At 60.3% G+C, this 18,702-nt stretch carries 25 protein-coding genes and 1 tRNA gene; 20 read left to right on the forward strand and 6 right to left on the reverse strand.

The features are described from left to right. Nucleotides 1-46 precede the first annotated feature (46 nt). The 6 genes from NJ69_RS05455 to NJ69_RS05480 all read left to right on the forward strand — a co-directional run bounded on the left by NJ69_RS05455 (nt 47) and on the right by NJ69_RS05480 (nt 6,024). The gene (locus tag NJ69_RS05455; RefSeq protein WP_039576872.1) at nt 47-1,600 is read left to right on the forward strand and encodes a sugar ABC transporter ATP-binding protein; all 1,554 of its coding nucleotides are present in this window, start codon (nt 47-49) and stop codon (nt 1,598-1,600) included. Beyond that, nucleotides 1,597-2,592, forward strand: a complete 996-nt coding sequence (locus tag NJ69_RS05460; RefSeq protein WP_039576874.1) for an ABC transporter permease — start codon at nt 1,597-1,599, stop codon at nt 2,590-2,592. The genes NJ69_RS05455 and NJ69_RS05460 overlap by 4 nt, the downstream gene beginning before the upstream one ends. Nucleotides 2,593-2,595: 3 nt before the next feature. Continuing rightward, entirely contained in the window at nt 2,596-3,618 is a 1,023-nt protein-coding gene (locus NJ69_RS05465; RefSeq protein ID WP_039576877.1) for a LacI family DNA-binding transcriptional regulator, read from the forward strand. Nucleotides 3,619-3,627: 9 nt separating this feature from the next. Then, nucleotides 3,628-4,536: a ribokinase gene (gene rbsK, locus NJ69_RS05470; RefSeq protein ID WP_039576880.1), complete on the forward strand. Its 909-nt coding sequence runs from the start codon at nt 3,628-3,630 to the stop codon at nt 4,534-4,536. Beyond that, nucleotides 4,533-4,937 carry a D-ribose pyranase gene (gene rbsD / locus NJ69_RS05475; protein WP_029613135.1) on the forward strand — a complete coding sequence of 135 codons (405 nt, stop codon included), beginning with the start codon at nt 4,533-4,535 and terminating at the stop codon, nt 4,935-4,937. Before rbsK ends, rbsD begins: the two co-directional genes overlap by 4 nt. A 67-nt stretch (nt 4,938-5,004) precedes the next feature. Next, on the forward strand, nt 5,005-6,024 hold the full coding sequence (locus tag NJ69_RS05480) for a nucleoside hydrolase (protein ID WP_348529586.1): 1,020 nt from the start codon (nt 5,005-5,007) through the stop codon (nt 6,022-6,024). On the opposite strand, the gene NJ69_RS05485 is transcribed toward NJ69_RS05480, so the two are convergent. Continuing rightward, nucleotides 5,996-6,208: a hypothetical protein gene (locus NJ69_RS05485; protein ID WP_039576887.1), complete on the reverse strand. Its 213-nt coding sequence runs from the start codon at nt 6,206-6,208 to the stop codon at nt 5,996-5,998. The genes NJ69_RS05480 and NJ69_RS05485 overlap by 29 nt on opposite strands. A gap of 268 nt (nt 6,209-6,476) precedes the next feature. On the opposite strand from NJ69_RS05485, the gene NJ69_RS05490 reads away from it, so the two are divergent. Further along, nucleotides 6,477-6,800: an I78 family peptidase inhibitor gene (locus tag NJ69_RS05490; protein ID WP_039576890.1), complete on the forward strand. Its 324-nt coding sequence runs from the start codon at nt 6,477-6,479 to the stop codon at nt 6,798-6,800. A 61-nt stretch (nt 6,801-6,861) separates the two neighbouring features. Here NJ69_RS05490 and NJ69_RS05495 read toward each other — a convergent pair whose 3' ends face one another. Together NJ69_RS05495 and NJ69_RS05500 are read right to left on the reverse strand one after the other, a co-directional pair. Further along, nucleotides 6,862-7,074, reverse strand: coding sequence for a cold-shock protein (locus NJ69_RS05495; RefSeq protein ID WP_012313861.1), 213 nt, complete (start codon nt 7,072-7,074; stop codon nt 6,862-6,864). 160 nt (nt 7,075-7,234) lie between these two features. Beyond that, on the reverse strand, nt 7,235-7,543 hold the full coding sequence (locus NJ69_RS05500; protein ID WP_039576900.1) for a hypothetical protein: 309 nt from the start codon (nt 7,541-7,543) through the stop codon (nt 7,235-7,237). Between the two features lie 327 nt (nt 7,544-7,870). On the opposite strand from NJ69_RS05500, the gene thrS reads away from it, so the two are divergent. From thrS to NJ69_RS05560, 12 genes are all read left to right on the forward strand, one after another. Beyond that, the gene (gene thrS, locus NJ69_RS05505; protein ID WP_039576902.1) at nt 7,871-9,793 is read left to right on the forward strand and encodes a threonine--tRNA ligase; all 1,923 of its coding nucleotides are present in this window, start codon (nt 7,871-7,873) and stop codon (nt 9,791-9,793) included. After that, nucleotides 9,793-10,344 (forward strand): translation initiation factor IF-3, encoded by a 552-nt coding sequence (gene infC, locus NJ69_RS05510; RefSeq protein ID WP_205419309.1) that lies wholly within the window; start codon nt 9,793-9,795, stop codon nt 10,342-10,344. Before thrS ends, infC begins: the two co-directional genes overlap by 1 nt. A 61-nt stretch (nt 10,345-10,405) precedes the next feature. Further along, entirely contained in the window at nt 10,406-10,600 is a 195-nt protein-coding gene (gene rpmI, locus NJ69_RS05515) for a 50S ribosomal protein L35 (RefSeq protein WP_003250667.1), read from the forward strand. Nucleotides 10,601-10,628: 28 nt separating this feature from the next. Then, nucleotides 10,629-10,985, forward strand: coding sequence for a 50S ribosomal protein L20 (gene rplT, locus NJ69_RS05520; RefSeq protein ID WP_003250671.1), 357 nt, complete (start codon nt 10,629-10,631; stop codon nt 10,983-10,985). A 110-nt stretch (nt 10,986-11,095) separates the two neighbouring features. Continuing rightward, the gene (gene pheS / locus NJ69_RS05525; protein ID WP_029613141.1) at nt 11,096-12,112 is read left to right on the forward strand and encodes a phenylalanine--tRNA ligase subunit alpha; all 1,017 of its coding nucleotides are present in this window, start codon (nt 11,096-11,098) and stop codon (nt 12,110-12,112) included. A gap of 33 nt (nt 12,113-12,145) precedes the next feature. Then, nucleotides 12,146-14,527, forward strand: a complete 2,382-nt coding sequence (gene pheT, locus NJ69_RS05530) for a phenylalanine--tRNA ligase subunit beta (protein ID WP_039576942.1) — start codon at nt 12,146-12,148, stop codon at nt 14,525-14,527. Between the two features lie 4 nt (nt 14,528-14,531). After that, complete coding sequence (gene ihfA, locus NJ69_RS05535; protein WP_029613142.1) at nt 14,532-14,834, forward strand: integration host factor subunit alpha; 303 nt, start codon at nt 14,532-14,534, stop codon at nt 14,832-14,834. Next, on the forward strand, nt 14,815-15,171 hold the full coding sequence (locus NJ69_RS05540; protein ID WP_039576945.1) for a MerR family transcriptional regulator: 357 nt from the start codon (nt 14,815-14,817) through the stop codon (nt 15,169-15,171). Before ihfA ends, NJ69_RS05540 begins: the two co-directional genes overlap by 20 nt. A gap of 100 nt (nt 15,172-15,271) precedes the next feature. After that, nucleotides 15,272-15,348: transfer RNA gene (locus NJ69_RS05545), tRNA-Pro, on the forward strand. A 411-nt stretch (nt 15,349-15,759) separates the two neighbouring features. Then, nucleotides 15,760-16,023, forward strand: coding sequence for a hypothetical protein (locus tag NJ69_RS05550; protein WP_029613143.1), 264 nt, complete (start codon nt 15,760-15,762; stop codon nt 16,021-16,023). 34 nt (nt 16,024-16,057) lie between these two features. Further along, nucleotides 16,058-16,297: a hypothetical protein gene (locus tag NJ69_RS05555; RefSeq protein WP_029613144.1), complete on the forward strand. Its 240-nt coding sequence runs from the start codon at nt 16,058-16,060 to the stop codon at nt 16,295-16,297. Between the two features lie 354 nt (nt 16,298-16,651). Beyond that, on the forward strand, nt 16,652-16,879 hold the full coding sequence (locus tag NJ69_RS05560; RefSeq protein ID WP_029613145.1) for a hypothetical protein: 228 nt from the start codon (nt 16,652-16,654) through the stop codon (nt 16,877-16,879). 102 nt (nt 16,880-16,981) lie between these two features. Here NJ69_RS05560 and NJ69_RS05565 read toward each other — a convergent pair whose 3' ends face one another. Genes NJ69_RS05565 through NJ69_RS22850 form a run of 3 tightly spaced genes read right to left on the reverse strand, consistent with a single transcriptional unit; the run spans nt 16,982 to nt 18,181 of the window. Further along, nucleotides 16,982-17,392 carry a DUF6691 family protein gene (locus NJ69_RS05565; RefSeq protein WP_039576947.1) on the reverse strand — a complete coding sequence of 137 codons (411 nt, stop codon included), beginning with the start codon at nt 17,390-17,392 and terminating at the stop codon, nt 16,982-16,984. Nucleotides 17,393-17,394: 2 nt separating this feature from the next. Further along, on the reverse strand, nt 17,395-17,955 hold the full coding sequence (locus tag NJ69_RS05570) for a YeeE/YedE family protein (RefSeq protein ID WP_348529587.1): 561 nt from the start codon (nt 17,953-17,955) through the stop codon (nt 17,395-17,397). Nucleotides 17,956-17,974: 19 nt separating this feature from the next. Continuing rightward, nucleotides 17,975-18,181, reverse strand: coding sequence for a hypothetical protein (locus NJ69_RS22850; protein WP_039576952.1), 207 nt, complete (start codon nt 18,179-18,181; stop codon nt 17,975-17,977). A gap of 42 nt (nt 18,182-18,223) precedes the next feature. Between NJ69_RS22850 and NJ69_RS22855 the strand changes: the two genes are divergently transcribed. Beyond that, nucleotides 18,224-18,670 (forward strand): hypothetical protein, encoded by a 447-nt coding sequence (locus tag NJ69_RS22855; RefSeq protein WP_245219508.1) that lies wholly within the window; start codon nt 18,224-18,226, stop codon nt 18,668-18,670. The last annotated feature ends 32 nt before the right edge of the window (nt 18,671-18,702 follow it).

Here is an 18,702-nt window from a genome sequence, read left to right on the forward strand (position 1 = left end):
GCGCGCCTCGCGGGGCGCGTAGAGTCAATTCAGGAGAGAAGTGGCCATGTCCGTATCGGCCAATGAAGTGGTGCTTGCCGTCAGCGGGCTGGGCAAGACTTACGCCCAGCCCGTGCTTGGTGATGTCACCTTGCAGTTGCATGCCGGCGAGGTGCTTGCCCTGACCGGCGAGAACGGTGCCGGCAAGAGCACCCTGTCCAAGCTCATCAGTGGCCTGGAAACCCCGACCACCGGGCACATGAGCTACCGCGGCCAGCCCTACAGCCCGGCTAGCCGCAGCGAGGCCGAGCGGCTCGGCGTGCGCATGGTGATGCAAGAGCTCAACCTGCTGCCGACCCTGACCGTCGCCGAGAACCTGTTCCTCGACAACTTGCCCAGTCGCGCCGGCTGGATCAGCCAGAAGCGCCTGCGCCAGTTGGCGACGGCGGCCATGGCGCAGGTGGGGCTGGAGGCCATCGATCCCGATACTCCGGTCGGCGAGCTGGGCATCGGCCATCAGCAAATGGTCGAAATTGCCCGCAACCTGATTGGCGATTGCCACGTACTGATCTTCGACGAGCCCACGGCCATGCTCACGGCTCGCGAAGTTGAGCTGCTGTTCACCCAGATCGAGCGTCTGCGTCAGCGCGGCGTGGCCATCGTCTACATCTCCCATCGATTGGAAGAGCTGCAGCGGGTTTCGCAACGCATCGCCGTGTTGCGCGATGGCAAGCTGGTGTGCGCCGAGCCGATCGCCCGTTACAGCAGCAACGAGCTGGTCAACCTGATGGTCGGCCGCGAAGTGGGCGAGCATATCGACCTGGGTCGCCGGGAGATCGGCGCGCCGCTGCTCAAGGTCGAACACATGAATCGTGCCGATAAAGTGCGCGATGTCTCGTTCGAGGTTCGCGCCGGGGAGATCTTCGGCCTTTCCGGTCTGATCGGTGCCGGGCGCACCGAACTGCTGCGGCTGATCTATGGCGCTGATCGTGCCGACAGCGGCTGTATCCAGCTTGGCCAGCCCCTGCGCCCAGTGACCATCGATTCGCCGAAGGCCGCCGTGCGCGCGGGGATTGCCCTGATCACCGAGGACCGCAAGGGCGAAGGTTTGCTGCTGCCGCACTCGATCAGCGCCAACGTGGCCTTGGGCAACCTGGGGGCCGTGTCCCGGTGTGGAGTGCTCGACGCACAGGCCGAGCGCGAACTGGCCGAACGACAGATTGCCGCCATGCGTATCCGTAGCGCGAGCCCAGCCCAGGCGGTGGGCGAGCTGTCCGGGGGCAATCAGCAGAAGGTGGTGATTGGTCGCTGGCTGGAGCGCGACTGCCAGGTGCTGATGTTCGACGAGCCGACCCGCGGCATCGATGTGGGCGCCAAGTTCGACATTTATGGCCTGTTGGCCGAGCTGGCGCGTCAGGGCAAGGCGCTGGTGGTGGTGTCCAGCGACCTGCGCGAACTGATGCTGATTTGCGACCGAATCGCCGTGCTCTCGGCCGGTCGCCTGATCGAGACCTTCGACCGTGATGGCTGGAGCCAGGATCAGATCCTCGCCGCTGCCTTCGCCGGTTACCAGAAACGTGACGCACTGCTGCATGAGGCAGCTCCCAGGATGGACGCATGAAAACTCCCACCCTCGACTCCGCTGGCAGCAAGCCGGCTCGCCGCTCCGGCACCTACTTCGGCCTGGGCACTTACCTGGGGCTGGCGGGCGCCTTGCTGGCGATGATCGTGCTGTTCTCGTTCCTCAGCAGCCACTTCTTGTCCTACGCCACATTCAGCACCCTGGCCAATCAGATTCCCGACCTGATGGTGCTGGCGGTCGGCATGACTTTCGTGCTGATCATCGGAGGTATCGACCTGTCGGTCGGCTCGGTGCTGGCGTTGGCGGCGTCCACCGTCAGTGTCGCCATTCTCGGCTGGGGCTGGAGCGTGGTGCCCGCCGCGCTGCTGGGCATGGCCATCGCCGCCCTGGCCGGCAGCATCACCGGCGCGGTGACCGTGGCCTGGCGCATTCCCTCGTTCATCGTCTCGCTTGGCGTGCTGGAAATGGCGCGGGGCCTGGCCTATCAGTTCACCGACTCGCGCACTGCCTACATTGGCGATGCCTTCGCCTGGTTCTCCGACCCCATTGCGTTCGGCATCTCGCCGGCGTTCATCATTGCCTTGCTGGTGATCCTGCTGGCACAACTGGTGCTCACTCGCACCGTATTCGGCCGCTACCTGATCGGTATCGGCACCAACGAAGAAGCGGTGCGCCTGGCTGGTATCGATCCGCGCCCCTATAAAGTGCTGGTGTTCGCCTTGATGGGCCTGCTCGCCGGGCTCGCCGCGTTGTTCCAGATTTCCCGCCTGGAGGCGGCAGACCCCAATGCTGGCTCCGGTCTGGAGCTGCAGGTGATCGCCGCCGTGGTGATCGGTGGCACCAGCCTGATGGGCGGACGCGGCTCGATCATCAGCACCTTCTTCGGCGTGCTGATTATCTCCGTGCTGGCCGCAGGCCTGGCGCAGATCGGCGCCTCCGAGCCGACCAAGCGCATCATCACCGGTGCGGTGATCGTCATCGCCGTGGTCCTCGACACCTACCGCAGCCGGCGCGCGACTCGGCGGAACTGAACCATGGCTACCATCAAAGACGTCGCGGCACTGGCGGGGATTTCCTACACCACTGTGTCCCATGTGCTGAACAAGACCCGTCCGGTCAGCGAACCGGTACGGTTGAAGGTCGAGGCCGCCATTGCCGAGCTGGACTATGTGCCCAGCGCCGTGGCGCGTTCGCTCAAGGCGCGCAGCACGGCCACCATCGGCCTGCTGGTGCCAAGCAGCGTCAACCCCTATTTCGCCGAGCTGGCCCGTGGCATCGAGGACGGCTGCGAGCGCAACGGTTACTGCGTGATTCTGTGCAACTCCGACGACGACCCGAAGAAGCAGCGTAATTACCTGCGCGTACTGCTGGAGAAGCGCATCGACGGCTTGATCGTCGCCTCGGTGGGCGAGGATCTGGACCTGCTCCAGAGCCTGGCTGCCGTGCGTACGCCAATCGTCATGGTCGACCGCGCGCTGGAGGGCGTCGACACCGATGTGGTGCGTATCGATCACGAACTGGGCGCCTATCTGGCCACCCAGCACCTGCTCGAACTCGGACATGTCGACATTGCCTGCATCGGTGGTCCGGCCAATACCGGGGTTAGCCAATTGCGGGTCAACGGTTTTCGCCGGGCCATGGCTGAGGCAGGGCTACCGGTCGCCGAGCAGCAGGTGCTGCATTGCGACTTCACCAGCCCTGGCGGTCACGCAGCGGCCGCGCAGTTGCTCGATGGTGCGCGGCCCACGGCGATCTTCGCCGGCAACGACATGATCGGCTTCGGCGTGCTGCGGGCGGCGGCCGAGCGCAACATCGACGTGCCGGGTCAACTGTCGGTCATCGGCTTCGACGACATCGAACTGAGCCGTTATGTGTATCCGCCGCTGACCACGGTCGGCCAGTCGATCCGTGAGCTGGGTGACAGTGCTGCGCAATTGCTGTTGTCGCGCATCGTCACCCCGCGCCGCGAGGCGGGTGAGCAACGTATCGTCGCGCCGCGCATCGTGCTGCGCGAATCCACCGGGCCGCGCCCGGATCTGTTCAATGATTACCGTTAAGGAACACCCATGCATGCCAAGGTCGTAGTGGTCGGCAGCCTCAACATGGACCTGGTGGCCCGTGCCGAGCGTTTGCCGCGAGGCGGTGAAACCCTCGCCGGCGACAGTTTCTTCACCGCTCCCGGTGGCAAGGGCGCCAATCAGGCCGTGGCCGCGGCGCGTCTGGGCGCCAGCGTAGCGATGATCGGCAATGTCGGAGACGATGCCTATGGCCAGCAACTGCGCCAAGCGTTGCAGGACGAAGGTGTCGACTGCCAGGCGGTGGCCATCTGCGAAGGCGTGTCCAGCGGTGTGGCGCTGATCGTGGTGGATGCTGCAAGTCAGAATGCGATTGTCATCATTGCCGGTGGCAACGGTCAGTTGACCGCCGAATCGGTAGAGCGCTTCGACGCCCTGCTGCAGCAAGCCGAGGTGGTTGTCTGCCAGTTGGAGGTGCCGCCGGCCACGGTCGCCTGGACATTGGCCCGCGGCCGCGAACTGGGCAAGACGGTGATTCTCAATCCTGCACCGGCTAGCGGCCAACTGCCGACAGATTGGTTCGCCCATATCGACTACCTGATTCCCAACGAGAGCGAGGCCGAGGCACTGACCGGCCTGCCCGTCACGGACCTGGACAGCGCCCGTCGTGCGGCCGAGCGCCTGCTTGAGTGGGGCGCGGGCAAGGTCATCGTGACGCTCGGCGCCCAGGGTGCGCTGTTTGTCAGCGCAGCAGGTGACCGGCACTTCCCGGCAAATCGGGTGAATGCTGTGGATACCACGGCGGCCGGCGACACCTTCGTCGGCGGATTCGCTGCCGGGTTGGCCTGCGGCCTGGAGGAGGGTGAAGCGATCGTGCGCGGCCAGCGCGCGGCGGCGTTGTCGGTCACTCGCGTGGGGGCGCAGCCTTCGATCCCGCATCTTGCGGAGCTGGCGCCATGAAGAAGACCGCGTTGCTCAATATCGCCTTGTCGCGCACCATCGCCGGACTGGGTCACGGCGATGTGCTGGTGATCGGCGATGCCGGTCTGCCCGTGCCGCCGGGAGTCGAGGTGATCGATCTGGCCTTGACGCCAGGCATTCCGGATTTTGCCAGCGTGCTGCGTGTGGTGCTCAGTGAGATGCAGGTGGAGCGGCATGTGCTGGCCGATGAGATGTTCCAGGCTTCGCCGCCGGGGTTGGTGGCGGTCGAGGAGCAGCATGCGCTGGGGCTGTTGGGCGCGCGCGAGCGTCTGTCGCACGAGGCATTCAAGGTGCTCAGCCGACGGGCGCGGGCGGTGATTCGCAGTGGTGAGTGCAAGCCCTACAGCAACATCGCGTTGATTGCCGGTGTGACTTTTTGAACCGTATTGTTCGTGCGGTCCGCTTGCCGGGTCGGAGTTGTTAACCAAGCTGAAGGAGACGAGCTGAATGTCGATCGAAAAAATCAGACGTTTGCTACAAGGAGCAGTGCTGATGTCCACGATAGCCGCCACCGGTGCCTTCGCCGCCCCGCGCGATTTGATCATCGATACCGACCCCGGTGCCGATGATGTGGTGGCGCTGTTCCTGGCCATGGCCTCGCCAGAGGAACTGAAGATCCGCGCTATCACCACCGTCGCTGGCAACGTGCGCCTGGACAAGACTTCACGCAACGCCCGCCTGGCCCGCGAGTGGGCCGGGCGCGAAGACATTCCGGTGTATGCCGGGGCAGGGCGGCCACTGGTGCGCACGCCGATCTACGCGGCCAACGTCCACGGCGAAGAGGGCCTGACCGGTGTCGCCGTGCATGAGCCGCGTCAACCGCTGGCCAACGGCAATGCTGTGCAATACCTGATCGATACCCTCGATGCGGCTGAGCCCCACAGCATTACCCTGGCCATGCTCGGCCCGCAGACCAACCTGGCCTTGGCATTGATCCAGAAGCCGGAGATCGTCAAGGGCATCAAGGAAGTGGTGGTGATGGGCGGCGCCCATTTCAACGGCGGCAACATCACCCCGGTGGCCGAGTTCAACCTTTACGCCGACCCGCACGCGGCCGAGGTGGTGCTGGCCAGTGGCGTGAAGCTGACGTACCTGCCGCTGGATGTGACCCACAAGATCATCACCAGCGATGCACGGCTCAAGCAACTGGCCGCCGTTGGCAACGACGCCAGCCGCAAGGTGGTCGACATTCTCAATGCCTACATTCAGTACGACATCGAAAAATACGGCATGACCGGCGGCCCGGTGCACGATGCCACAGTCATCGCTTACCTGCTGGAGCCGGGGCTGTTCAGTGGGCGCCAGGTCCACATGAGCGTCGACAGCCGTGAAGGGCCGACCTTCGGTCAGACGGTGGCCGACTGGTATGGCGTGCTGGAGCAGCCGGCTAACGTGACCTGGATCGAAGAGGGCAACGCGCAGGGCTTCTTCGATCTGCTCAGCGCGCGCCTGGCTCGTTTGAAATGATCGTTTGCGGCGCGTAGCGCTCGAACACCTGTTCGATGAAGCCGCGTGCCGCTTCCCCACCGCGTTCGCGTACCAGCAAATCGACGGCGATCAACAGCAGTTCCTCCGGTGTACTTGGGCTGTAGGCACTTTGGCCCTCGGCCCATTTGACCTTGATGTCGGCGACGATGCTGTGACTGTTCATGGATGTACTCGCGAAGCTGCTGGAGCCTGGGTCGGAGGGAGGAGGCTGACGCACTCCACGGCGCGCCAGTAGACCATGCCTGTGCTGTTGGCGCGCTGCGACCTAAGCATAAGTCCCCAGCGTGCCGCCACCAAGGGTGCGATGCAAAATCCCGTCACGATTGCATTTCGCTTCGCTTGATGGGCTGAGGCAGACTTAGGCGGTTTTGCAACGAACTGTAAGCATCACGGTCGCATATGACAGTTCCCAAGATCGATTAGGAGGATTCATGTTCCGTACTCGCGTTTCCCTGGCAGCCCTGCTGGTTGCAGCGGCACTGGCTGGCTGCAGCACCGGTGGCTCGTCTGATGCTGCCGGTACTGCCCCTGTTGCCGCAGCAGGCGGCGATGGCCGTTGCAGTGCCAGCGGCGCCGACTTCACTGTTGGCAAGCCCGGCACGCCAGAGCTGCTCGAGCAGGCACGCAAAGCCAGTGGTGCGCAGATCGCGCGAATCCTCAAGCCGCAGGACGTGGTTACGCTTGAGTACCGTTCCGAGCGTCTGAACCTGAATGTCGATCAGCAGGGCAGAGTGGTACGCGCCAACTGTGGCTGAGTGACAGTCGCCCACAAAAAAACCCGCCGATGAAGGCGGGTTTTTTACTGCAGCGACCGAATTACTCCGGACGAACCTGAGCAGCCTGCATGCCCTTCTGGCCTTTTTCGGCGACGAAGGAAACAGTTTGACCTTCTTTCAGGCTCTTGAAGCCGTCAGACTCGATGGCCTTGAAGTGAACGAACAGGTCGTCGCCGCCGCCAGCTGGAGTGATGAAGCCGTAGCCTTTCTCATCATTGAACCATTTGACGGTGCCTTGTTGGCGGTTGGACATGAGGTGAATCTCCAGAACATTTAGTTTTTCAGTGGTGCAATGTGGCCGGGGCTACATGCGCACCGGCAACATCATAGTCTAATTCTGCTTATGTAGCGCCGTTTACCTTAGCTCGATACTGATCTAGCGCAAGCTAGGAGTGATCGGCAGCGTGTCCACGTCACTGCTTGTCTTTCATGCAGGCTTCCTGCACAACCATCTGTGCTTTCTGCATCAAGGGTGCGTCTACGCCATCCTTGCTATCGAGATCCTTGATCTCTTTATCGCTGAGCTTGGCCTTGAGGGCGGTGGCGCCGCATTCGCAGTGCTTCTTGGCATCAGCAGCGCTCAAACCCTGGGCGGTGGCGGCTGGCTGGCATTGAGCCATATACGCCTGTTCCCCGCCTGGCGGAAATTTACCTGCATGGGCAGCCAGCGGCAGCAGCAATACGCTCGCAGCGCACGCGGCCAGAAGAGACTGAACTCGCATAACCAGACACTCCTTGGTTTAGGTCTCATCAAGAGTAGGATGCTTCAGTCCGTCTGATAGGATTTTTTCCCCACAAGTTCACCCTCTCGTGTAATTTCCAAATATTTCTGCGATATCTGCAACCTGCGTGCTAGCATGCCCGGCTTGCAGCTCAACCCTTGCAGCTCGCAACTTTTTTCCAGTCACTCTGGTTCGTCCCTGAAAGGCCGAAAGGCTTCTGCCACTGTGAGGCAGGCTCTCCCACGGGAAAGTCAGGTCGGATCTTGTACTGGCTCATCCCAACCCACGTGACCTTTGGTAGGGGTCACCACTAGGAGAGGAGGCGCCATGCCCACCATTACTCTTCCCGATGGCAGTCAACGTTCATTCGACAAGGCCGTAACCGTAGCCGAAGTCGCCGCCTCCATTGGCGCAGGTCTGGCCAAGGCCACCCTGGCCGGCAAGGTAGACGGCAAGCTGGTCGACGCGTGCGACCTGATCGAACGCGATGCCACCCTGCAGATCATCACCCCCAAAGACGAAGAGGGACTGGAGATCATCCGTCACTCGTGCGCCCACCTCATTGGCCACGCGGTGAAGCAGCTGTACCCCACCGCCAGGATGGTGATCGGCCCGGTGATCGACGAGGGCTTCTATTACGACATCGCCTACGAGCGTCCTTTCACGCCCGAGGACCTCGCCGCCATCGAACAGCGCATGCATCAACTGATCGACAAAGACTACGACGTCGTCAAGAAGATGACTCCACGTGCCGATGTCATCGATGTGTTCACTGCCCGCGGCGAAGACTACAAGCTGCGTCTGGTCGAAGACATGCCGGACGAACAGGCCATGGGCCTGTACTACCACGAAGAATACGTCGACATGTGCCGTGGTCCGCACGTGCCGAACACGCGCTTCCTCAAAGCGTTCAAGCTGACCAAGTTGTCTGGCGCCTACTGGCGTGGCGATGCCAAGAATGAGCAGTTGCAGCGTGTGTACGGCACCGCCTGGGCTGACAAGAAGCAGTTGGCGGCCTATATCCAGCGTATCGAAGAAGCTGAAAAGCGCGATCACCGCAAGATCGGCAAGCAGCTCGACCTCTTCCACCTGCAGGAAGAGGCTCCAGGCATGGTGTTCTGGCACGCCAACGGCTGGACGGTGTACCAAGTACTCGAGCAGTACATGCGTCAGGTTCAGCGTGAGAACGGCTACCAGGAAATCAAGACCCCGCAAGTGGTCGACCGTATTCTTTGGGAGCGTTCCGGGCACTGGTCCAACTATGCCGAGAACATGTTCACCACGTCGTCGGAGAATCGTGACTACGCGGTGAAGCCGATGAACTGCCCTTGCCATGTGCAGGTGTTCAACCAGGGCCTGAAGTCCTACCGTGACCTGCCGCTGCGCTTGGCGGAATTCGGTGCGTGCCACCGCAATGAGCCCTCGGGTGCGCTGCACGGCATCATGCGTGTGCGTGGCTTCGTGCAGGACGATGCACATATCTTCTGCACCGAAGAGCAGGTGAAGAAGGAGGCGGCCGACTTCATCAAGCTCACCCTGGACGTGTACAAAGACTTTGGCTTCACCGATGTCGCCATGAAGCTGTCCACTCGTCCGGCCAAGCGCGTCGGTTCCGAAGAGTTGTGGGATCGCGCTGAAGGTGCGCTGGCAGACGCGTTGAATGAATCCGGTCTGGAGTGGGAGTACCAGCCAGGCGAGGGTGCCTTCTACGGTCCGAAGATCGAGTTCACCCTGCGCGACTGCCTGGGTCGTAACTGGCAGTGCGGTACGCTGCAGTACGACCCGAACCTGCCGGAGCGCCTGGACGCCAGTTACATCGCCGAAGACAACGCGCGCAAGCGTCCGGTGATGCTGCACCGTGCCATCCTCGGCTCGTTCGAGCGCTTCATCGGCATGCTCATCGAGCACTATGCCGGTGTGTTCCCGGCTTGGCTCGCGCCGACCCAGGCGGTGATCATGAACATCACCGACAAACAGGCTGATTTTGCCCTTGAAGTGGAAAAATCCCTGAACGGTAGCGGTTTCCGTGCCAAGTCCGACTTGAGAAATGAGAAGATCGGCTTTAAAATCCGCGAGCATACTTTGCTCAAGGTCCCGTACCTTTTGGTTATAGGGGATCGCGAAGTCGAAACGCAAACCGTCGCTGTGCGGACTCGCGAAGGCGCAGACCTGGGCTCCATGCCCGTCGCCCAGTTCGTTGAGCTCCTGTCGCATGCGGTTTCCCGGCGTGGTCGCCAAGAATCGGAGTAATGACTATTAAGCGTGAAATGAGAAACGATAAACGAACTGCACCGAAAGCCCCGATCAACGAGAATATCTCGGCACGCGAGGTTCGGTTAATTGGCGCTGACGGCGAGCAGATTGGCATCGTCTCGATTGATGAAGCGCTTCGAATCGCTGATGAAGCGAAGCTGGATCTGGTGGAGATTTCCGCCGACGCTGTCCCGCCTGTCTGCAAGGTGATGGACTACGGCAAGCATCTCTTCGAGAAGAAGAAGCAAGCCAACGAAGCGAAGAAAAACCAGAAGCAGATCCAGATTAAAGAAATCAAGTTTCGTCCAGGGACGGAAGAAGGGGATTACCAGGTAAAACTACGCAACCTGGTACGTTTCCTTAGCGATGGGGACAAGGCCAAGATCTCTCTGAGATTCCGCGGCCGCGAGATGGCCCACCAGGAGCTGGGTATGGAGCTGTTGAAGCGGGTCGAAGCCGACCTTGCCGAATACGGTTCCGTTGAACAGCATCCTAAGATGGAAGGACGCCAGCTTATGATGGTCATCGCTCCCAAAAAGAAGAAGTAATCTCCCGGGCACGGCAGGCCTGATGATTATTGTGTAATTTTATCGAATGCGGAGTTCCAACATGCCAAAAATGAAAACCAAGAGCGGTGCTGCGAAGCGTTTCCTGAAAACAGCTTCCGGCTTCAAGCACAAGCACGCTTTCAAGAGCCACATCCTGACCAAAATGTCGACCAAGCGTAAGCGTCAACTGCGCGGTGCCAGCTTGCTGCACCCGTCTGACGTGGCAAAAGTCGAGCGCATGCTGCGCGTACGTTAATTTCGGTCAAAGATAGAGGAAGTTACTCATGGCTCGTGTAAAGCGTGGCGTCATCGCTCGTAAGCGTCACAAGAAAATTCTGAAACTGGCTAAAGGCTACTACGGTGCACGCTCGCGCGTATTCCGCGTTGCCAAGCAAGCGGTCATCAAGGCAGGCCAGTACGCCTACCGCGACCGTCGCCAGAAGAAGCGTCAGTTCCGCGCTCTGTGGATCGCTCGTATCAACGCCGGTGCCCGCACCAACGGTCTGTCTTACAGCCGTCTGATTGCTGGCCTGAAAAAGGCGTCGATCGAAATCGACCGCAAGGTTCTGGCCGACCTGGCAGTGAACGAAAAAGCGGCGTTTGCTGCGATTGTCGAGAAAGCTAAAGCCGTTCTGGCTTAAGTACCCGCGACAATCATCCACCGGCACACCGTGCCGGCGGGTGTAAAACGTCATCGATAGGGGAAGAGCCTTCAAAGCTCTTCCCCTATTTTCGTATCTGGAGTCTGTACATGGAAAACCTGGACGCGCTGGTCTCCCAAGCCCTTGAGGCCGTGGAGCGCGCTGAAGACATCAATGCCCTGGAACAGATCCGGGTCCAATTTCTCGGCAAGAAGGGCGAACTGACCCAGGTGATGAAGACCCTGGGCAACTTACCCGCCGAAGAGCGCCCCAAGGTCGGAGCGCTGATCAACGACGCCAAGGAACGCGTCACCGACGTGCTCAACGCCCGCAAGGCTGCCTTCGAAGAAGCTGAGCTGAACGCTCGCCTGGCCGCCGAATGCGTTGACGTCACGCTGCCAGGTCGTGGCCAGACCACCGGTGGCCTGCACCCGATCACCCGCACCCTTGAACGCATCGAGCAGTTCTTCACTCATATCGGCTACGGCATCGCCGAAGGTCCCGAGGTCGAAGACGATTACCATAACTTCGAAGCGCTCAACATCCCCGGCCACCATCCGGCCCGGGCGATGCACGACACGTTTTATTTCAATGCCAACATGTTGCTGCGTACTCACACCTCGCCGGTGCAGGTGCGCACCATGGAAAGCAGTCAGCCGCCGATCCGCATCGTCTGTCCAGGCCGGGTCTATCGCTGCGACTCGGATATCACCCATTCGCCGATGTTCCACCAGATCGAAGGCCTGCTGGTCGACCGAGACATCAACTTCGCCGACCTCAAGGGCACCATCGAGGAATTCCTGCGGGTGTTCTTCGAGAAAGAACTGGCGGTGCGTTTCCGTCCCTCGTTCTTCCCCTTCACCGAGCCGTCCGCCGAAGTCGACATGGAGTGCGTGATGTGCTCCGGCAAAGGCTGCCGTGTGTGCAAGCAGACCGGCTGGCTGGAAGTGATGGGCTGCGGCATGGTCCACCCGAACGTGCTGCGCATGTCCGGAATCGATCCCGAAGAATTCTCCGGCTTCGCCTTCGGCATGGGTGTCGAACGCCTGGCCATGCTGCGTTATGGCGTCAACGACTTGCGTCTGTTCTTCGACAACGACCTGCGGTTCCTGGCGCAATTCCGCTAGGCCACACCTCGACGCAATCTTCAGGAGAACAGCATGAAATTCAGTGAACAGTGGCTGCGCGGTTGGGTCAACCCGCATGTCTCCCGTGACGAACTGGTCGCCCGCCTGTCCATGGCCGGCCTGGAAGTCGACAGTGTTACGCCGGCGGCTGGCCAGTTCAGCGGTATCGTGGTGGGTGAGATTCTCGCCACCGAACAGCATCCGGACGCCGATAAGTTGCGTGTGTGCCAGGTCAGCAACGGCCAGGAGACTTTCCAGGTTGTCTGCGGCGCGCCCAACGCTCGCCCCGGCATCAAGATCCCCTTCGCCATGATTGGCGCCGAACTGCCGGGCGACTTCAAGATCAAGAAGGCCAAGCTGCGCGGCGTCGAGTCGTTCGGTATGCTCTGCTCGGCCGCTGAACTGCAGATCAGCGAAGAAAACGACGGTTTGCTGGAGCTGGCTGCCGATGCGCCGGTGGGCGAAGACATCCGCCAGTACCTCAACCTGGATGACGCCAGCATCGAGATCGGCCTGACCCCCAACCGTGGCGATTGCCTGTCGGTGGCGGGGTTGGCGCGCGACGTCAGCGCCCTGTACGACGTCCCGGTCACCCGCCCAGTGGTACCTGCCGTGGCGGCAGTCCATGACGAAGTACGCCCGGTCGAAGTCAGCGCCCCCACCGCATGTCCGCGTTATCTGGGGCGGGTAATTCGTAACGTCGACCTGAGCAAGCCCACCCCCCTGTGGATGGTCGAGCGCCTGCGTCGCAGTGATGTGCGCAGCATCGACGCCGCCGTCGACATCACCAACTACGTCATGCTCGAGCTCGGCCAGCCCATGCACGCCTTCGATCTCGCCGAGATCAATGGTGGCATCCACGTGCGCATGGCCGAGGAGGGCGAGAAGCTGGTGCTGCTCGACGGTCAGGAGGTTGCGCTGCGTAGCGACACGCTGGTCATCGCCGACCACTCGCGCGCCCTGGCCATCGCGGGCGTCATGGGCGGCGAGCACAGTGGCGTCAATACTGAAAAAACCCGCGATCTATTCCTGGAAAGCGCGTTCTTCGAGCCGGTGTCCGTCGCTGGCAAGGCGCGCTCCTACGGCCTGCACACCGATGCCTCGCACCGTTTCGAGCGTGGAGTCGATTCGCAACTGGCCCGCGAAGCCATGGAGCGTGCTACGGGCTTGGTGTTGGAGATCGTAGGCGGTGAGGCCGGCCCGATTGTCGAAGCCGTGAGCGAGCAACACCTGCCCAAGGTCGCGCCGGTCACCCTGCGCGCTGAGCGCCTCAGCCAGATGCTCGGCATGGACATGGATCCTGCCCAGGTCGAGCAGTTGCTCAATGCCCTGGAGCTGAAAACTCAGTCCAATGGGGAAGGAGTGTGGACTGTCCAGATCCCGAGTCATCGTTTCGACATTAGCCTTGAAGTCGATTTGATCGAAGAGCTGGCGCGTCTGTACGGTTACAACAACCTGCCAGTGCGCTATCCACAAGCTCGCCTGGCACCCAAGGCTCGTTCGGAGGCCCGCGGCGAGCTGCCGATTCTGCGTCGTCTGTTGGTGGCCCGCGGCTACCAAGAAGCGATCACCTACAGCTTCATCGATCCCAAGTTGTTCGAGCTGTTCACGCCAGGTGTCGAACCGCTGCTGTTGGCCAACCCGATTTCCAGCGACATGGCCGCCATGCGCGCCTCGCTGTGGCCGGGTCTGATCAAGGCGCTGCAGCATAACCTCAACCGCCAGCAAGATCGCGTGCGTCTGTTCGAAAGCGGCCTGCGCTTCGTTGGACAACTGGGCGACCTCAAACAGCAACCGATGATTGCCGGCGTGATGACTGGAAGTCGCCTGCCAGAAGGCTGGGCCAACGGCCGTGATAGCGTCGATTTCTTCGATGTCAAAGCCGACGTCGAGGCTCTGTTGGGCTACTCGGGTGCGCTGTCCGACTTCACCTTCAGCGCAGGCAACCATCCGGCCCTGCACCCTGGTCAGACCGCCCGTATCGAGCGTGCCGGCAAGGAAGTGGGCTATGTGGGCGCCATCCATCCGGAACTGGCCAGGACGCTGGGTCTGGAGCGTCCGGTGTTCTTCTTCGAGTTAGTGCTGGGCGATGTGGTCGAAGGCCGCTTGCCGAAGTTCAGCGAGCTGTCCAAGTTCCCTGAAACCCGTCGCGACCTGGCATTGATTGCAGGCCGAGAGGTTGCTTCGAGTGCGGTGCTTGAATTGATTCGTGACAATGCAGGCGAATGGCTCACAGACCTCAGGCTGTTTGATGTCTACCAGGGTAAAGGCATTGATCCTGATAGAAAAAGCCTGGCGGTCGGCTTGACCTGGCAGCATCCATCGCGCACTCTTAACGACGATGAGGTGAACGCCAGCTTGCAGAATATCCTCACCTCGCTCGAACACAGGTTGAACACCACGTTAAGGAAATAACGGCATGGGTGCTCTGACGAAAGCTGAGATGGCCGAAAGGCTGTACGAGGAGCTGGGGCTGAACAAGCGCGAGGCCAAGGAGCTGGTCGAGCTTTTTTTCGAAGAAATTCGTCATGCGCTTGAAGAGAACGAGCAGGTCAAGTTGTCCGGTTTCGGTAACTTCGATCTTCGCGATAAACGCCAGCGGCCGGGCCGCAACCCCAAAACCGGGGAAGAGATCCCGATCACCGCTCGCCGTGTCGTCACCTTTCGTCCAGGGCAGAAACTGAAAGCCCGGGTTGAGGCCTATGCTGGAACCAAGTCATAACGACGAGCTGCCCCCCATTCCGGGGAAACGCTACTTCACCATTGGTGAGGTGAGCGAGCTCTGTGCGGTAAAGCCGCACGTGCTCCGTTATTGGGAACAAGAGTTCCCGCAGCTCAATCCGGTCAAGCGTCGCGGTAATAGGCGGTATTATCAGCGTCAGGACGTTTTGATGATTCGGCAAATCCGCGCCTTGCTGTATGACCAAGGCTTCACCATTGGCGGGGCGCGCTTGCGGCTCTCCAGTGATGAGGCCAAGGATGATACGACCCAGTACAAGCAGCTGATTCGGCAGATGCTTGTCGAGTTGGAGGATGTGCTGGTGGTGCTGAAGAAGTGATCTGTCGACTGAGCGATGGAAAATTTTTGAAAAAAAGCTTCCATTATTCAAAAGGTTAGGTTAAATTCTTCACCGTTCTCAGCGGTATAGAGAATGATGTCGGGGCGTAGCGCAGCCCGGTAGCGCACTTGCATGGGGTGCAAGGGGTCGAGTGTTCGAATCACTCCGTCCCGACCAAAATACTCCAAGAAATCCAGTCACTTAGCGGTGGCTGGATTTTTTTATGGGCTTTTGTCCACAAAAGCCGCGCACAACCTGCGCAATCTTTTCAAGCGCAGTCACTCATATCGAAGTTTGCTTCGACCTCAGACCAGACCACATCCTCGTGCCTATTGTGGTAGCTCTTGATCATGTTCTCCGTGATGTGCCCGGCTATTGTCTCGCCATCTTCCCGATCCGTTTTTGAGGTGGATCGATAGTGCTCGGACTCCGTGGGAGCGCGGCATGTGTACCTCAGTCGGGAGCGAATGCCTACTGCGGAGCAGATGGACCTGTAGCAAACACGACAGCTCCCTTGACGCCCTCCGAACCTTGTCTATGGTCAGATGACATATCCCTATTTCTCAACACCCGTAAGGAGTAGTACCTATGTTCAAACGGACCTTGACCCTCACCGCTGTCGCTTTCAGCGCGCTCATGGCCACCTCGCTCGTTCATGCCGAAGGCGATGTCGCCAAAGATGTTCGAGACGGCGTCCGTGACGTTGACCGTGGTGTCGATCACGATGCCAAAGAAATCGACAAGGGCGTCAAGCACGACGACAAGGAGATCGACAAAGGCCTGAAGCACGACGACAAAGAGCGCCACAAAGAAGACAAGCACCTCGACAAAGAAGCCAAAAAGCATCTCTGATCTTACCGCTTAGTCGATCAAGGAAAACTGCCTTATGAAGAAGACCTTAGCACTGTTGTTCTGCGCAGTTCTGCTTCCTGGTGTCGCAATGGCCAAAGAGGATCGCCACAAGTGCGAGTCTGCTTTGGACAAACTGAAAGATGCCACTGAAGCCACCTTCACAGGTAATGGCCATCATGAGCACCAGCAGGCAAAAGAGGCTCACAAGTCTGGTGATTACAAGAAATGTGCTGACCAGGCAGAGAAAGCCCTGTCTCATCAGAAGCCGGGCTGACCGTCAGATTTGATCATTGATCCCTATGTTGCAAGAGGGCTGCATTGCAGCCCTTTTCATTGGTTCGCTTTTTGATACCTACGACTCGATCTGCATTTTTGAGCGCTGTGCGTGCCCTACACGGATGAAGGTACGTTCATCTTATCCACGACTCCAAGCCCACAACGACTTCAGCCAAAGTCCCATCCATCAGCCACTTCAGCTCATCGCCGCTCGTCAATCAGCTCCGTTTTCGATCCTGCCAAACGCACCCCAGATTAAACCCCGTTTACCTACCTTTTTTCGTGTCTGCCTTCGGCTACAGTCAGCTTGCAAGACCCAAGAACATACCCCCTCGAAGGAAGTGCTGACATGATCAAGAAAACGGTTGCTGCGATTGCGATTGCCCTGACCACCCTCATGACGGTGTCCATGGCACAGGCGGAAGGCGAGGTGGCAAAGGGTGTCCGGCATGATGTCCGCGAAGTGGACAAGGGTGCTAAACATGACGGAAAGGAAATCGACAAAGGCGCTCATCACCTGAACAAAGAACGCCACAAAGAAGGCAAGCACATCGACAAGACGGTGAAGAAAGACCTGTGAGGCGTCGATAACCTTTAGCGACTCAATGCCATAGAGGGCCGCAATGCGGCCCTCTTTCTTTCTCTGTGAAAGACGGTCTCCAAGAAACAGTCGTCAAGACGTCTACCGCTTCTCCAACTGCGCGAAGACCCACATCCCTATCAGCATCGCCGTCACGAACAGCAGCACCTGCCAACGTCCCGTTGCCAGCAGCACTACAGCCGGCCCAGGGCAGAGCCCGGCCAATCCCCAACCCACGCCGAACAGCAGGCTGCCGCCCACCAGGCGCGCATCCAGCGCCCGTTTGCTGGGCAATTGGATGGGTACGTCGAGCAGCGAGTGCGTGCGTTTACGCGCCCAGTTCAGAGGGATTGCAGCTACAACGATGGCGCCGGCCATCACCAACGCCAGGGACGGGTCCCAGGTGCCGGTCACATCGAGAAACGCCAGTACCTTGGCAGGGTTGGCCATGCCGGCGAGCAGCAGGCCGAAGCCGAAGATCAGGCCAGCGAGAAGCGCGGTTAACCTGCGCATCTTCAAACCCCCAGCACGTGGCGCATGAGGTAGACCGTGGCAAAGCCAGCAGCCATGAAGCACAGGGTGGCCAGCAGCGAGCGAGGCGAGAGGCGAGAAATACCGCACACACCATGGCCGCTGGTGCAGCCCCCGCCGTAGCGCGTGCCGATGCCGACCAGCAGGCCGGCGATGGCCAAGATCGGCCAATTGGCGTGGATGTCGATCTCAGGCAGCACGGTGAACAGTCCCCACAGCAGCGGTGCCAACAGCAGACCCAGCAGGAATAGGGCCTTTTCACTCCAGCCCTCGCTGCCGCGCTGCAATACGCTGCCGAGCAGGCCGCTGATGCCGGCGATGCGGCCGTTGGCGACGATGAACAGGCTGGCGGACAGGCCGATCAGCGCGCCGCCGGCCAGTGACGCCCATGGCGTGAAATTGCTCCAGTCGATAGTCATGCGGCCTCTCCTGTGGAGACGGTTGTGTCGGAGTCTGGCGGGCGATGATAGCAAAATGGCTGTCTGGACAGCGTCGCCGCGGGCCCGGAAAATCTGACGTTTGAGCTGCGGACCAGGGCCGGTCATGAATTCTTCCTACAGCGCACTATTGCTCCCGCTGATTCTCGTTGTTACCTCGCTCGCTGCCTGCGTACCTTAGCAGCGCGAACGGCCAGCCTACGCGGACCTGTGCCAGTCCGCGTTCGAGTTCAAAGCAGTCGGCCCCAAAGGCGAAACCACGCTTCACCTGGAAACCTACCTCTACGATCATGCTGCGCGCTGGAGCGACCAGCCGTTCCAGCAGGTGCTGCATGTGCGGTATCCCGGCGAGCAATACAAGCGAGCGGAGTTCTACGTGCAATTGATCGCCTACAACGAGGACCGGCGCCGGCCCACGTTTACCTCCAGTCGCGGTGAAGCACCGATTCCGATGCTGTACGACAGCCGACAGGCGTACATCACTTTCGAGGACGGCTCACAGCTCAAAGCGCGGCCTGAAGTGTACGTGGGGAGCAACGAGACCTACGACTATCCATGGAAAGACGAGCGCGACGCTCGGCCTTCGCCGTACGACATCAACAGTGATGAAGTGCACCGGCTGATTCCAAAGATCACCAACAACACACGTTATGGCTCGACGTACGTGATTTTTCCGACGGATAAGTTCGCACCGGACTCGAAATGGACTATTCATCTGGGTGAGCTGCAGGTTCAGGGGCGCAGGATCGAGATCCCGCCGCTGGAGCTTTGTCATCATCCGGTCAAGCGCTGGATCGGTATCGAGCCTTTGATGCGGCCCTGATCATAAGGGCCGGCGCTCTATTTGCTTGCGAC

Source organism: Pseudomonas parafulva (assembly GCF_000800255.1).
Classification (GTDB): domain Bacteria; phylum Pseudomonadota; class Gammaproteobacteria; order Pseudomonadales; family Pseudomonadaceae; genus Aquipseudomonas; species Aquipseudomonas boreofloridensis.